Origin of the sequence: Methylotenera oryzisoli (genome assembly GCF_004661485.1) — a bacterium.
GTDB classification, from domain to species: domain Bacteria; phylum Pseudomonadota; class Gammaproteobacteria; order Burkholderiales; family Methylophilaceae; genus Methylotenera; species Methylotenera oryzisoli.
Genome location: NZ_PQVH01000008.1, coordinates 46237 through 61719 on the forward strand (window position 1 = coordinate 46237; position 15483 = coordinate 61719).

The window sequence follows — 15483 nt, forward strand, 5'->3', positions numbered from 1 at the left end:
CGTTAAATCACATCCCAACTGGCAGGAAGGGCGGAAGTTAAATGATTGATGAAGGTTTTAACTTTTAATGTCATAGCGTGATGGTCACGAAAGCACGCATAAAACTCCAGTGGCTCATTATCCGCATGCACGATTGAAGGGTTACTTATATCTTGCTGGAACAACGAGATTAATTGCCCACTCTTGATTAGGGGATTGGCAATAAATGCAGCAAGCCTTGCGATGCCAGCGCCGGCAATGGCTAACTCGGCCAATGCGTTGATATCATTGCTGATAATAGACGGTTTAAGTTCAGGCTCAAAACGTAGTTCGTCGCGCAGAAATCCCCAGTTTAATAACAGCCCGCTGGTGGGCATGCGAAACATCAGACAATCGTGTCGTTGTAATTCCTCAGGTGTGCGTGGCTCTCCCTTACGAGCAATATAAGCTGGGGATGCACAAAATAATACTGGAATGACAGCAATCCTTTTTGCAACCAAGCCAAGCTCTAATTGTTGCTTGAATCGGATGCTGATATCAATATCCTGTTTGACGTGATCAATGTTCTGATCGGTAAGAATCAATTCAATTGATAGTTTTGGATACATGGCAGTGAATGACGGGATAATGCTGGAGAGTACATGCCGACCAAATGCCGCGGATGTTGCTATTCTCAGCCGTCCTTGAGGTTCACCTTGGAACTCTGTCACTAATGACTGTGCGTTTTCAATATCATTGATGACATGACGCACTTTTTCATAATAGATTTCACCAGCCTCCGTTAAGGCTAGGCTACGCGTTGTCCTAGTCAGCAAACGCGCGTTCAGTGACGCCTCAAGCCTGATAATGTTTTGGCTGGCCGCCGCCGGGGTAATGCCTTGCAGACGCGCGGCAGCTGCAATACTTCCGCCTTCAATTGCTTTTACAAAGCTTTCAATGCTTCTTAATGTGTCCATCTGGCTATCGATTTTGTGTGGTGATTCGATAGTTTATATTTAAACTGAGCATAGTGTTAGTGCTCTATGCATGGATTTAGTTAGGCGTTACAGTGGCACCCTAATCTTTACCTTCAAGGACTATGATGAAAATTCCTCACCGATATACTGGTTATGTGTTCGCATTTTTTATGGCTATGATTATGGCACTATTGATGTGTACCATTATTGTGGCGGCCAATAGCGGTATTGGCGCTGGTTACTTGCAGCGCGTCATTCATGCCTACACATTGGCTATGCCATCGGCCTTTGTATGCATATTGTTTGTAAGGCCTATTGTCGTTAAATTGATGTCATGGGTTGTTGAGGCACAATAACCATTAGTTTTTTATTGATGGCTTCTGCCACTAGCTCATCTTTCGATTTAAAGCGAGCATAGAATCCACTTAATAATCTTTGACGAGTAAGCTGCCTGTGTTCATTTCTTAACTTTACGGTAAATGTTCACTTTGGAGTGAATATCACTGGGCATATTTAATTACTTTAAGAATTACCTATAATTTTTAGATAAAACTGGAAATAAGTAAGAATCTAGATTTTTCTGATATCATTAATTAAATGTAATTATTTGTAACAAATTGTTCGGTGCGCATATCCAAAGGCGGAATGTTGTACTAAAGCAAGTTACGCAAGTTATTAGGGCCAACGTAGGCTCATATTGGATAAGTAGTTCAAGACAAAGGCGTCTTGATAACTGACTAAACTTTTTTAAAGAGTTAGTCGGTTGTCATGCGCCTTTTTTTTTCGTCTAAATTTTGTGTCATTAATGATTCAGTTGCAGCGGTGTTGATTCGATATAAAGGTAACAAAGATGAGCTATTACAAAGGTTTTGAGGTGGATGATCGTTTGTATGGAGTGATTCGACATATGAACGGTGTTGAAAAATATCGAGATGATTTACATAAGCAGCAGGTGGCATGGGATTACTTATCGGTATTAGGGCAACTGGCTAAGTTGGACACGGAGCTATCTCAAACACGTAAAGAGTTTACTCAGTTGACGGGGACCTTGCTGAATCAATTGGGGTTGGAGTTGTTAAATAAGTCGGTACGTCAGTACGCGTTTAAGGCGCAGGTCGCGATTAACATTATGATTCGCAATCTGTTTGAGCGTACTGCCGATATTGGTTTTATTGCAACGGACGATGACGTTTGTGCTTACTTGAAACAACTGGAGTCTGACCCTGACTCTGAAGTTTTAAATGAGAAACGCCAGTACTTACTGGACAGATTTGAACAGTATGTTGCTAAATATTCTGTGTATCACAATATCATTCTGCTAGATACGCAAGGCAATGTGGTGCTGCAGTTAGACCAGCACAATCCAGTGACGCAATCTAAAGACCCTTTAATCATGGAGTCTTTGCATACGGAAAACGCTTATGTAGAAAATTTCAGGTATAGCGATTTATTACCCAATGAACAAAATAGTTTGATTTACTCATATCGTGTTGTATCGCCAGAGGATGGTCATGCCCTGGGGGTGATATGCCTGTGCTTTAAATTTAAAAATGAGTGTGATGGCATTTTTGCTGGTTTACTTAGTGATGATCAATTAGCAATTGTTACCTTACTCAATAAAGAGGGTAAGGTCATTGCGAGCAGTTCTGATAAGGTGGCCTTAAACGCAAGGTTTAAACCAGAGCTTAGCCAGGATTACAGCGTGGTGAATTATGAAGGCGTTGAATACTTTTGTTGTACACGCCAGACCGATGGTTTCCAAGGCTATCATGGTTCAGGCTGGCTTGGCTTTGTGATGGTGCCACTTAGGAAAATATTTGGCCAGCAGTCTAATGTGGCTATAGATTTACCAGCCGCATTGCTTGATTCTGTAATGCAGGGGGCGTTATTTAATGCGGAGATTAAAAATATCCCTGTTAGTGCAAGTCAAATTCAGCGTGAGTTGAATAGGTTGGTTTGGAATGGAAACGTACAGCAAGCAACTGATAAAAGCAGCAGTGATGCGGTTGTGTCTAAAGTGCTGCTGAGCGAGATTAAACACACCGGCGTATTGACCAAACACATATTCGAGAACTCAATTGCGGATATTCAAAAAACCGTGATTGCATCTGTATTACAAGGCAGCATGAATATGGCTGCGCTTGCCATTGATATTATGGATCGTAATTTATACGAACGAGCCAATGACTGCCGCTGGTGGGCTCTCACCACAACCTTCAGAAGTTTGATGAGTAAACAAGCCTTACAAACGCAAGATGTGGGCGAGATACAGTCTGTACTGCATTACATTAATAGCTTATACACTGTCTATGGCAATATTATTGTGTTTGATACCCAGGGCAGGGTGATTGCTGTATCTAACCCGCAAGAGCAGAGCTTGCAGGGGCAGGTACTGACAGAGCCTTGGGTGAGAAAAGCACTGGCCTTAAGGTCTGCGCAGGATTACGTAGTGTCTGACTTTGTTACAACCCCTTTGTATAACGCCTTGCCCAGCTACATCTATGCGGCGGCTATCCATGCAATCGAGGATGAGAAAGTATTAGGTGGAATTGGTATTGTATTTGACGCTGCACCGCAATTTTTGGCAATGTTGCAGGATGTACTGCCACATGGAAAATTGGATAGAGAGCAGGAAGTGCAGCTTGATTACAGCTTTGCGGTTTACACTGATGCAGATAAATCGGTGATTGCCTCTACGCACAAGCGCTTTTCAGCGGGCGATTTACTTGATATTAGCGATGACTTTTTTGCGCTGACGCATGGGCAGTCTATGTGTAAAGTAGTTACATTCCACCATAAGAACTATGCAGTGGGGTGCAGTAAATCCGCTGGGTATCGTGAGTACAAAGGCACTGCCGATCATTACCAGCAAGAGGTGTTTGCGTTTGTGTTGATTTATCTGGGTGAGGAGACGCAGGCTGTGCAGCAGCCGGCATCGCTCAAGCCAGTGTATGTGCAGCATAGTATGCATAACAGTATTTACAACCTACAGCTCGCTACATTTTATGTTGGCAATAACTGGTTAGCACTGAGTGCAAATCAGGTTGCAAGTGCGATTCAAGTAGATACGCACCTGCCAATTTCAGGTGGCGAGCAAGATATAGTAGCGGGCTATTTGATGTACAGAGGTAACTCATTGGCGCTCGTGCATACCTCTATGTTGCTGGGTGGTGCAAAGCCTGTGAATCAAAAGATTACGGAAGTCGTCGTTGTTAAAATAGACAGTGAATATATTGGACTGGTTGTAGATGCACTGGGTGAAATGATGGATGTTGCGATGGAGCAGATTCGACCAGTAGGTACTGAAATTTCAGCTTACAACCAGATAGTGAAATCGTTGGTGCTATCTAGCTCACAGAACCCGCAAGAACCTATGCTGCAAATTATTGATGTTGAGCAGTTGAGTTATTGCTTGCAAGAGACTGCCGAAGCTTAAATTCGCCATATTTACTGCGTTGGCCTTGTTAGCTAACGCATTTTTTATGATTTAAGTGCTGACTCAAACTCATGTATAGGTAATGGTTTGCCAAGCAGATAGCCTTGGAAGTGTGTGCAGCCATTGTTGAGTAAATACGCACGTTGGGCTTCGGTTTCTACGCCTTCAGCAATCGTTTCTAAACCAAGGCTTTGTGCCATGGCAATAATGGTACGAATAATCACTCGGTTGCTTTCATCCACCGTAATGTCGCGCACAAATGACTGATCTATTTTTAATTGGTTAAGCGGCAATCGCTTGAGATATTGGAGTGATGAGTAGCCAGTACCAAAGTCATCGAGTGAGAACCGAACGCCAGTGGTTTGTAATCTACTCATGATACTAATCGTGTCTTCAATCGAGTTGAGCAGCATACTTTCAGTAATCTCAAGTTTAAGTAAATTAGGGTTTATTGCATACTTGTCAATGGTGTTTTTTACAGTAGAGGTGAAATCTACTTGATGCAGCTGCTTTGCGCTGACATTCACAGACAACACTAAATCCTGAGTGCGTGCGTTTTGCTGCCATTGTTTAAGTTGCGCACAGGCTGTATCCAGTACCCATGAGCCGATAGGGATGATTAAATCATTTTCCTCTGCCAGCGGGATAAATTTAGCTGGCGAAATTAAGCCCATTTCAGGGTGTGGCCAGCGGATAAGTGCTTCAGCGCCTATGGCTTGCCCGTGGCTGTCTAGCTGTATTTGGTAGTAAAGCTGAAACTGCTGCTCATTGATAGCAATGTTTAAATCGCGCTCAAGTTCAACGCGAGCATTAATGCTGGTTTGCATTTCGGGGTCAAAGAAGCATATTGCATTACGTCCAAGTTTTTTAGCTTGGTACATGGCAATATCAGCTTGTTTGAGTAGTTCATCTTGCGATTGTTCGTGATGGTGAAATAGCGCTGCGCCAATACTGCAAGTGATTTGGTACTCATACTCGCCCAGGTTGTAAGGCTGACTTAATCGTTGCAAAATCTTTTCACCGATTAATTTGGTTTTAGACGCGGCCTCATCTAGCTGTAGGCTTAAATCTTCTAAAGTAATCACAAACTCGTCGCCACCCAGTCTCGCTACGGTGTCACCTTCGCGTACACAGCTATTTAACCTCTCCGCTACATGAAGCAACAGCATGTCACCTACTGCATGCCCTAGTGAGTCGTTAAGGTTTTTAAAATTATCTAAATCAATAAATAATAAAGCCCCTTTACTTTGACTGCGCGCGCTTGAGGCGAGGGCATGGCTTAAGCGGTCTATGAATAAGCGTCTATTTGGAAGGTGTGTGAGTGGGTCGTAAAAAGCTAATATTTCTATTTCTTTTGCAGCTGCCTTGTTCGAGGTAATGTCTGCCATGGTCGCTACATAATTAGTCACGGTGCCATGCTGGTCTTTTACTGCGGTAATCGTCAGGTATTCCGGGTAAATTTCACCATTTTTACGCCGATTCCATATTTCTCCGCTCCACGAGCCTTTATTGGTAATACTTTCCCACATGGCGCGATAAAAGTCAGCATTATTCTTACTGGAGCTAAGTATTCTTGGATTTTTACCAATGACCTCTGTAGCCGAGTAGCCGGTAATGGCAGTAAATGCATGATTAACGCGCAAGATGATATTGTTTGCGTCCGTGACAATCATTCCCTCTTGCGCCTCAAACACATAAGCGGAAATTTTTAGTTCATTCTCTATACTTTTGCGTTCGGTGATATCGTGACTAATGCCAAGCACGCCGGTAACGTTGCCTTGCTCATCATAGATTGCAGTCTTAGTGGTTTCCAATAGTTCAGAGTGACCATCATCGGCGAAAGTAATCCATTCTTCATTAATGCACGGTACGCTGCTTGCCATTGCTTTTTTATCATTTTCTCGGAAAGAGTCAGCAAGCATGATATCAACAAAGTCATAATCCGTTTTTCCAACAATCTCAGATTCTTTTTTACCAAAGAACTTCTCAAAACGTGAGTTACAAGTGAGATATATACCATCAGGGCTTTTTAGCCAGACCAAATCTGGAATCGCGGTCAGCAACCCTCTGAGGCGTGATTCGCTATCCTGAAGCGCGTGCCTGGAGAGTTGATGTTCAGTTGTATCTCTAAGTACGCCAATAATACGTGTAGGCTCTCCAGCCGAGTTGCGGGCGACTGCTACCCCTTGTTCCAATATCCATTTGGTATTTCCATTGTGATCAATAATGCGATGCTCACTGATGTAGGTTTTTGTTTTATTATTTAAATAGTCGTGTACGCTTGAAAACACACAAGGTTTATCCTCAGGGTGAATGTTGCTCTCCCAAGTTACCATGTCATTGTTGATGATGTCATTGCTTAAGCCATGAATCTCTGCCCATTTACTTGAGTAGTACGTTTTATTGGTTTCCAAGTTCCAATCCCAAACCCCGTCACTTGTTCCTTCAATTGCAAATCTCCATCTATTTTCTGTTTCAATGCGTTTGGTTATTTCATCACGCAATGTTTTTAGTGTATAGAACAAAATTCCAATACCAATCAGCAAGCTGATCAGCATAACTACTTGCGCGATGCCTACTTTCAGCGATGCTAGACTCTGACGTTCATTTGATCTGTTTTGCACGGCGATATCAAACGCATGCAGCTTTGAAGTCAGCAAGTTAGTAAGGTGATTGATGTTGCCTTCAGTAATGATAGAAATACTCGGGCCAACAATGACTAAGCCACCTTTGGTCGGCAAGATAGACTCAGACTCATTAATGGACTCTCTAAAAATCCCTTCGACGCTTTTAATCTGGCTTTGCATTTCAAGGTTTTGTCCCGCCATTTTTTTAATTGTAGACAATGACTGGAATACATTGGAACGTATGGACTGCAGGTTTTCTAACAGGCTAGGGCTTGGGTTGTGTAGATACTGAGTAATCAGGGATTTATGGTCGTAAAATCCGCTCTGTAGATTTTTAGATAGATTGAGTAACTGGTAGGTTTGTTCTAACGTATATGCAGAGATTTTGCTTTGCTCTGTACTGGTGAGCATAGCCACAGACGAGATGATTAACATGCCCAGCGACAGCATGATATTAAAAACAATAAATCTGGGGTGCTTGAATGAAAGTTTTAAAGACAGACTTTCATTCATCATATTGCCTGTGTTGGACAAATACAATATGGCTGACGTTGCTAGTTTCATTACGGGCATTGGTAACAGCGCCTAGGTTCAAATATACTCATGGAGTGTGGCTCAGAGTATTTTGTTTTGCCGAAGTCTGATTTGATGTATATCAAATCGTGAGTGTTTTGCTTTTAATTAAGCAAGTCGCTGCTTATTTCTAGCATTTTCCGCAGATTTACTACAGATTCTTTGTACTCATCGTATGCAAAAGTGGCATATTAAGCGCTATTTGCAAATGCTTTTGTATGATTATTAAAGTAGAACAGCACGGCATGATAAAATTTGCGCCTATGAATGTGAGTAAACCTGATAATTTAATCCCTGCTAATTTTGAACACGCGTTACAAAGCTGCATGTTGGCCGATCGCTATACATTGCGCCGTAAAATGCAGGAAATCAAATCGCTACAAAAACTTGGGGATGAAAAGTCGCTAGCCAAGGCTCAGCGCATGGTCAATGAAGTCTTGCAAAAGATGCACGCTTCACAGCAGAAGTATCAATTACGTTTAGCGCAATTGCCTAGGCCTGAGTATCCGCTAGAGCTGCCAGTAAGCGGCAAGCGTGATGAAATTGCGACCGCAATCAGTAAACACCAAGTGGTGATTGTGTGCGGTGAAACCGGCTCAGGTAAAACCACGCAATTACCTAAAATCTGCTTAGAGCTCGGGCGCGGGGTTTCCGGATTTATTGGCCATACCCAGCCGCGGCGCATTGCCGCAAGATCAGTCGCCAGCCGTATTGCACAAGAGCTAAAAACGCCGCTGGGTGAGGCAGTGGGCTACAAAGTACGATTTAACGATAAGCTATCTGAGTCCAGCTATGTGAAGCTGATGACAGATGGTATTTTGCTTGCAGAAACACAGGGTGATAAGTTTTTAAACGCTTACGACACCATTATCATCGATGAGGCACACGAGCGTAGCCTCAACATCGACTTCTTACTCGGCTACCTTAAGCAGCTGTTACCCAAACGCCCTGATTTAAAAGTGATTGTTACGTCAGCAACGATTGATGCTGATCGCTTTTCGCAGCACTTTAATGGCGCCCCTGTGATTGAAGTGTCCGGCCGCACTTTCCCCGTAGAAATTCGTTACCGACCATTAGGCGCAGCCGGATTCCGTGCACGTGAGGTGGCTGAGGCTGAGAATGCACAGTTTGACCTAGAAGATGACACTATTTTTGGTATTGCACGTAAAGCCAAAACAGAGGCGCGCTGGCTAGAAGAGGATGATGAAGAAGAAGCGATTGAAGAGGCTATTTTAGATGCGGCCGATGATTTATTGCGACAGGGAGATGGTGATATTCTGGTGTTTTTACCAGGTGAGCGCGAGATTCGTGATGTGGCAGAGCATTTGCGCAAGTATCAAGGACGCTCAGCTAAGCTGAAGCACATAGAAGTGCTACCTTTGTTTGCCCGGTTAAGTATTGAAGACCAGCAGAAAATATTTAGAAGCCATAGTAGCAGGCGCATTGTGTTGGCAACCAACGTGGCCGAAACCTCGCTGACCGTCCCCGGCATCAAATACGTGATTGATGCTGGACTGGCGCGGGTAAACCGTTACAGTACGCGAGCAAAAGTTGAACAGCTGCAGATTGAGAAAATTAGCCAAGCTGCTGCTAAGCAGCGCGCAGGGCGCTGTGGCCGTGTTTCAAACGGTATTTGTGTGCGGCTCTATTCTGAGCAGGACTTTAACGGCCGCCCAGAGTTTACTGAGCCGGAAATCTTGCGCAGTTCGCTGGCTGCAGTGATTTTACGCATGGCAGCCCTGCGTTTAGGTGATGTAACCGAGTTCCCGTTTATCGAGGCCCCTTCATCGCGCCTGATTGCAGATGGCTATTTGCTATTGCAGGAGCTTGGCGCAGTAGATGCACGCCGCCAAATTACAGATACCGGCTTGCAATTGGCGAAGCTGCCGCTGGACCCGCGTGTAGGTCGTATGATTCTGGCGGCCAAACGCGAGCATTGCTTAAAAGAAATCTTGATTATTGCAAGTGTGCTGAGCATACAAGACCCACGTGAGCGCCCAATGGATAAGCGCGAAGCGGCGGATAATGCACATGCCAAATTTGCGGGTGAGGGCTCAGATTTTATGAGCTATCTCAAGCTGTGGGACTTCTTCGATAACGCACTCAAAACTAAAAAATCTAATAAAGACTTGCTCAATCAATGCCATAGCAATTTTTTATCATTTTTACGCTTAAAAGAGTGGCGTGAGTTACACGGGCAGTTGCTAGAGATTGTTTCCGAGATGGAGTTTAAGCTGAATGAGCAAGAGGCTAATTTTGAGCAGATTCACAAAGCGCTGCTCGCCGGCCTGCTAGGTAATATTGGATTTAAAGATGGCGACAGTGACTCCTACGCCGGTGCACGTGGTATTCGTTTCCATGTTGCACCAGGCTCTACACTCAAGAAAACGCGTCCAAAATGGGTAATGGCTGCCGAGTTGGTAGATACCACCAAGCTATATGCGCGATGTGTCGCTAAAATTGAGCCTGACTGGATCGAGCCGCTAGCCAGAGGCCTTACCGATAGCCATTATTCAGACCCGCGCTGGGATAGAAAAATGGGCATGGTTAACGCTTGGGAGCGCGTCAGCTTGTATGGTCTGACAATTATTCCAAAACGTCGTGTGCATTATGGCCCGATTAACGCTGCAGAATCGCGTGAAATATTTATACGTGAAGCGCTTGCGAACGGAGAGTTTGACACCAAAGCAGCATTTTTTACTGCTAACGAGCGCTTGATTGCAGAGGTTGAAGAGCTAGAGCATAAGGCTCGCCGGCAAGACGTATTGGTGGATGAGCATAAACTTTTTGCTTTTTACGATGCCAAAATACCAGTGGATATTTTTAATGCCGCCAGTTTTGAAAAGTGGCGGGCAGATGCTGAGAAAATATCACCGAGGCTGTTGTACTTAACGCGTGATGATTTAATGCGCCATGGTGCAGATGCCATCACTGCAGTACAGTTTCCTGAGAAAGTCATGTTAGATGGTGTTGAAACTAATTTGAAGTATCGTTTTGAGCCGGGCCACGTGCTGGATGGTGTAACTGCGACGGTGCCGCTTGCCTTATTGAATCAGCTAAACCCGGTGCAAACCGAGTGGCTAGTCCCAGGCATGTTGCGTGAGAAGATCACATATTTGATTAAAGCGTTGCCTAAAACATTTAGGCGTGTATGTGTGCCTGTGCCCGAGTTCGTCACCGGTTTTTTGGACGAAGTGAACCAGCAGTTCTCACAGCCTGTACTTGAGGCCTTGGCCTCTTATATACAGCGTAAAACTACGCTCAAAATTAGCAAAGAGGATTGGAACCTGAGCGATATTCCGTCACATCATTTGATGAATTTTAGTGTGCTGGATGATGGTGGCAGGGAGTTGGCCATGGGGCGTGACTGGAACGCCCTGAAAAAGCAGTTGGGGTCAGCCGCGCAGCTTACGTTTAGAAATACCTCGCCAGATATAGAAAAAACGGGTTTAAAACAATGGGATTTTGGTGATTTGCCACAGACCCTTAGTTTTGAACGTGATGGACTAAAAGTGACAGGCTACCCTGCGCTTGAAGATGCGCATGACAGTATTGCCGTTAAGCTGTTTGACACAGAGCGTGAGGCTGCACTTAGTCATCGCAAGGGCGTGTGCCGCCTGATGCGATTTGAACTAAAAGAGCAGATGAAGCAGCTGGAAAAAAGCCTGCCAAACTTTAATCAGTATGCGATGGTCTTGCGTAATGTGATGTCGGCAGATGATTTGCGTGAGGACATGATTCTAGCGATTGCAGACCGTGCGTTTATCGGCGAAGATGATTTGCCGCGTAATAATGCTGAGTTTATGGTACTGAAGCAACGTGCTAGAACACGCTTGCCAGCCGTGACACAAGCGGTAGCAAGGCAAGCACAGGCAATTGCTACCGAATACCAGTTGCTAGTGCAGAAGCAAGGGCAAATGGCCTCCACCGCCAACCGGCTAAAACGTGATTTAGAGCAGCAAATTGGTTTGTTAGTATACAAAGGAAGCTTTCACCAAACACCTTGGGAGCAATTGCAACATATTCCGCGTTATTTAAAAGCACTGCGACTACGTATCGAGAAGCATCCGGCTAACCCGGATCGCGATGGTAAAAATGCGGCAAGCGTTGGCTTGGTTTGGCAAAAATGGCAAGATAAAGTCAATGCTTTAAATACTGCGAATTTGGATATTCCACAGCATTTGCAGGATTTTAGATGGCTAATTGAAGAGCTGCGTGTGTCTTTATTTGCACAAGAGCTTAAAACACCGTTTCCTGTGTCGCTCAAACGCCTTGAAAAAACTTGGGCAGACATGCGCTTTTAATCTCCATGTATTCAGATCAAATTAATCACAATCAAGTCGAAGAAAACTTTGATGAATTTCTAGCGCGGGCGCTCAAATTCAAGCCTGTCAACGAGCAGCTGATTCGCGTGAATATCAGCCGTAATACTTTATTCGCGATTGTTATTTCTATCCTAGTTCATTTGGCCATCTTCTTTCTAGCACCCAAAGTTCAGTTTGATCAGCCGCCGGCTAGCACATCCAGCCCGATTGAAGTAAGCCTAGTGCCGCCCAAGCGTGCACCAGTCGCTGCGGCAGCATCCCAGCCTAAAACAGAACCTCCGGCTAAAGTTGAGCCCAAGGTAGAGCCTGTAAAAAGAAAACCGGTAGTAAAACCAAAGCAAAAAGTGATTGCAAATATACCCACCACGACGGCTGACTCAAGCTTAAAGGTACCAGATACGCCTAAGCCCCCACCACCCGTACAGGAAAATAAGCTGGATCCCACTAAGTTCCCGGATATGGCCTCTTACATGAAAGCAGTACAAGCCAGCAGACAGGGCACTGAGTACGATGCCGCTCGGCAAAATGCGGAGGCAATTGCCAAGGAGCGTGGGCCGAGTGCAGAGCAAATGCGGGATGAACGCATTAAAAACAACTTTAAAAGCGGTACTAACGGTATTTTTGAGATTACCAGCAGAAGCTCACGTCACGCGACTTTTGCCTTTAAGGGTTGGACTAATGACTATAGCAACGCCAAGCTGCAATACTTTGAAGTTGAAGCCGGCAGCGGCCAAGATATTCGTTTGATGATAGTGAAACGTATGATTGCGTTGATCCGTGAACATTATCAGGGTGATTTCACTTGGGAGTCTCATCGACTTGCGCGTTCGGTCACGCAGTCTGCACGCTTGGAAGACAATGCCGGTTTGGAGGACTTCTTAATGATGGAGTTTTTTGGCAGTAACTACCGTAATAACTAAGCGGATTAAATATGGTGTTTAATCCGCTTAGATTTGCTACGTTTTTGAGTTGGATTTGCTTTTACTTTGCTATTGATTACTTTTCTTTATTCAGCGCGCGTCTGTACTCTTCAAGTCTTTCCTGATAATTTTCTGCATCCCCGTAATCAATAAAGCGCGAATAGCGTGAGTGTGTGCCTAATATCTTTCTGGCATGTTTAATCGGGCAAAAGTATTGTTCCGTGCGTGCCACAATTTCACTAATGTAGGCAATCATGCCGCTACCATAGGCGCAGTAGGTGCAATGAAATTTTTCTATAAAGTTTAGGTACTGTAACTGCTGCCGATCATAAATAATGTAATCAGCCCGGCGTACTTTTTTAATGCCGTAAATCGGGAAGCAAGTTAACTGGTAAAACGTGATGAAAATATCGGTAATAACCAACGGAATAATCATGGCATAGATGATGGGCCCCGTAATCAAGTTTTGTGGGCGGTTAGTGATAAGCCACGTAAAAAAATTTCTTTTAAGGTGCTTGTGGGTATCTTTGATTGATTTTTCAAACTCAACACGCTTTCCTTTGATTTGAAAAAATATGGTGGACTGTTGTTCATTTAGTGCGCTGCGTAAATCATCTTCAAGTTCGGTAATTTGATTTAGTAATTGTTGAATCCGTTCGTTCATGCAAACCCCTTGCGCAGTTAAATAACTTATATAAATTACAGCACAGTATGTGATACTCCCTGTTGACGAGTATAGCGCTATATCAGTTAATTAGCTGATATATAGTAATTTGCCATAGGTTACGTTGGCAAAAACTATACACATCTGTATACTTTAAGTTGAATCTTGCCTATTTAAGCTAAATTAAGGATGCTTTTTATGTATCAGCAATTGAGTGTCAAGCAGTTAAAGCCTGTCGTTAATGTGTTGTTAATGGCAACTACTGTTTTAGTGACCGCATGTTCCGGCTTGGAAAACCAGCACTCATCATCCACACAAAAAGATTGGCCTATCCATGGTGGCGATTACACCAACCAGCGTTTATCACCTCTGACGCAAATTAATACGCAAACGGTTAGCAGGCTATCATTAGCCTGGTCTTTTAAAACCGGCGTATCCGCTAGCTTTCAAGCTACGCCAATCGTGCAGGGTGGCATCATGTATGTCGCTTTACCTTTTAATCATGTAGCCGCGCTTGATGCTAAGACCGGTAAGCAGATTTGGCGTTACGAGCATACCCGCAAAGCAGATTGGAAAATGTGTTGTGGGCCAGCTAATCGTGGCGTGGCGGTGAGCGATGGCAAAGTATTTATTGGTACTGTGGATGCAAGGCTCATTGCTTTGGATGCAAAATCGGGGCGTAAACTGTGGGACATTGATGTCGCTGAAGATACCGCGTTAACTGAAAATACAGGTTTACTCAGCAAAGCAGACGCTAAAAGTAAAAAGGAAATGTATGGCGGTACCGGAATTGGCATTGCAATGGCACCGGTGGTATATAACGGCAAGGTCATTGTAGGTGTTACTGGCGTTGGCTATGGGCTGCATATTGACCAGCCAAGATTAGATGCACCACTCGGTGCTGTTGTCGGGGTGAGTGGTCAATATGGGCGCCCTGGTTTCTTGGCCGCCTATGATGTACATAATGGCGAAAAAGTATGGCAGTTTGACACGATTCCATCCCAAGGCTGGGAAGGAAAGTTCGCTGAAACCACCTCTGATGGTGTATCACTTAATCGTAATATTGCTGCTGAAAAAGAAAATCTGAAAACACATCAAGATGCCTGGAAGTTTGGTGGCGGTTCTGCGTGGACTACCCCAGCGATTGATACAAAAACCAATACGCTATTTTTTGGCACAGGCAATCCTTCACCACAGATGAATGATGTATCTCGTCCGGGTGATAATTTATATACCGTATCTCTGGTTGCCTTAAATACCGAAACAGGAAAGATTAAATGGCATTATCAGCAAGTGCCCCATGATATTTGGGGCTACGATGTAGCGAGCCCGCCAGTGCTGTTTGATTATGTGAAAAATGGTAAAAAAATTGCTGCGGTTGGACAGGCTGGTAAAACCGGCTGGTACTACGTGAATGACCGAGCAACTGGCGCTTTGTTAAACAAGTCCGATGCTTTTGTACCGCAGCATAATATGTTTGCCAAAGCAACGAAAGAGGGCACCGTATTGTATCCAGGCATACTAGGCGGCTCAAACTGGAGCCCCAGTGCATTGGATGAAAGTAGCCAAACCAGCTATGTGGCTGGCATACATGCGCCGATTAAATATACTTTAGTGGAAGAACCAGCCAAGGGCGATTTACCTGCCATACAGTATGTCTCGTCTGAGCCAACCAATGATGCGCGCTGGGGTGTGTTGTCTGCAATTAATTTAAGCACCGGCAAAATGCGCTGGCAGGTGAAAACGGAGCAGCCGTTAATGGGTGGTCTGCTGGTCACACGCGGCGGCCTAGTGTTTATGGGGGAAGGCAATGGCTACTTTAAAGCTTATAACAGTCTTACCGGCCAACAAGTTTGGCAGTCAAAAGCCACTGCAGGAGTTAATGCACCGCCCATTAGTTATGAGGTTGATGGTGTGCAATATGTTGCCGTAGTCGCTGGAGGCAATGCTATTTTTGGTTTTCCTGCTGGGGATGAAGTTCTGGTTTACGCACTCCATTAATG

The 15483-nt window shown here is 44.4% G+C and carries 8 protein-coding genes; 5 read left to right on the top strand and 3 right to left on the bottom strand.

Annotation, left to right across the window (positions count from 1 at the left end):
• Nucleotides 1–2 precede the first annotated feature (2 nt).
• The gene (locus C3Y98_RS04850) at nucleotides 3–935 is read right to left on the bottom strand and encodes a LysR family transcriptional regulator (protein WP_135276988.1); all 933 of its coding nucleotides are present in this window, start codon (nucleotides 933–935) and stop codon (nucleotides 3–5) included.
• A 125-nt stretch (nucleotides 936–1060) separates the two neighbouring features.
• Here C3Y98_RS04850 and C3Y98_RS04855 point away from each other — a divergent pair, with 125 nt between their 5' ends.
• Together C3Y98_RS04855 and C3Y98_RS04860 are read left to right on the top strand one after the other, a co-directional pair.
• Nucleotides 1061–1291 (top strand): DUF2798 domain-containing protein, encoded by a 231-nt coding sequence (locus tag C3Y98_RS04855; protein WP_483414308.1) that lies wholly within the window; start codon nucleotides 1061–1063, stop codon nucleotides 1289–1291.
• Between the two features lie 494 nt (nucleotides 1292–1785).
• Nucleotides 1786–4371 carry a chemotaxis protein CheW gene (locus C3Y98_RS04860; RefSeq protein WP_135276990.1) on the top strand — a complete coding sequence of 862 codons (2586 nt, stop codon included), beginning with the start codon at nucleotides 1786–1788 and terminating at the stop codon, nucleotides 4369–4371.
• Between the two features lie 44 nt (nucleotides 4372–4415).
• On the opposite strand, the gene C3Y98_RS04865 is transcribed toward C3Y98_RS04860, so the two are convergent.
• On the bottom strand, nucleotides 4416–7562 hold the full coding sequence (locus C3Y98_RS04865; RefSeq protein ID WP_245234324.1) for a bifunctional diguanylate cyclase/phosphodiesterase: 3147 nt from the start codon (nucleotides 7560–7562) through the stop codon (nucleotides 4416–4418).
• Nucleotides 7563–7789: 227 nt separating this feature from the next.
• Here C3Y98_RS04865 and hrpA point away from each other — a divergent pair, with 227 nt between their 5' ends.
• Nucleotides 7790–11875, top strand: a complete 4086-nt coding sequence (gene hrpA / locus C3Y98_RS04870; protein WP_425339460.1) for an ATP-dependent RNA helicase HrpA — start codon at nucleotides 7790–7792, stop codon at nucleotides 11873–11875.
• Between the two features lie 5 nt (nucleotides 11876–11880).
• Nucleotides 11881–12816 (top strand): hypothetical protein, encoded by a 936-nt coding sequence (locus C3Y98_RS04875; RefSeq protein ID WP_135276991.1) that lies wholly within the window; start codon nucleotides 11881–11883, stop codon nucleotides 12814–12816.
• A gap of 76 nt (nucleotides 12817–12892) precedes the next feature.
• On the opposite strand, the gene C3Y98_RS04880 is transcribed toward C3Y98_RS04875, so the two are convergent.
• The gene (locus C3Y98_RS04880; RefSeq protein WP_135276992.1) at nucleotides 12893–13480 is read right to left on the bottom strand and encodes a hypothetical protein; all 588 of its coding nucleotides are present in this window, start codon (nucleotides 13478–13480) and stop codon (nucleotides 12893–12895) included.
• A 198-nt stretch (nucleotides 13481–13678) separates the two neighbouring features.
• On the opposite strand from C3Y98_RS04880, the gene C3Y98_RS04885 reads away from it, so the two are divergent.
• Nucleotides 13679–15481 (top strand): pyrroloquinoline quinone-dependent dehydrogenase, encoded by a 1803-nt coding sequence (locus C3Y98_RS04885; protein ID WP_209308746.1) that lies wholly within the window; start codon nucleotides 13679–13681, stop codon nucleotides 15479–15481.
• Nucleotides 15482–15483 lie beyond the last annotated feature (2 nt).

Coding starts and splice junctions, on each gene's coding strand:
- C3Y98_RS04885 (WP_209308746.1), top strand. CDS start 13,679: ATGTATCAGCAATTGAGTGTCAAGCAGTTAAAGCCTGTCGTTAATGTG.
- C3Y98_RS04855 (WP_483414308.1), top strand. CDS start 1,061: ATGAAAATTCCTCACCGATATACTGGTTATGTGTTCGCATTTTTTATG.
- hrpA (WP_425339460.1), top strand. CDS start 7,790: ATGATTATTAAAGTAGAACAGCACGGCATGATAAAATTTGCGCCTATG.
- C3Y98_RS04865 (WP_245234324.1), bottom strand. CDS start 7,562: ATGAAACTAGCAACGTCAGCCATATTGTATTTGTCCAACACAGGCAAT.
- C3Y98_RS04850 (WP_135276988.1), bottom strand. CDS start 935: ATGGACACATTAAGAAGCATTGAAAGCTTTGTAAAAGCAATTGAAGGC.
- C3Y98_RS04875 (WP_135276991.1), top strand. CDS start 11,881: ATGTATTCAGATCAAATTAATCACAATCAAGTCGAAGAAAACTTTGAT.
- C3Y98_RS04880 (WP_135276992.1), bottom strand. CDS start 13,480: ATGAACGAACGGATTCAACAATTACTAAATCAAATTACCGAACTTGAA.
- C3Y98_RS04860 (WP_135276990.1), top strand. CDS start 1,786: ATGAGCTATTACAAAGGTTTTGAGGTGGATGATCGTTTGTATGGAGTG.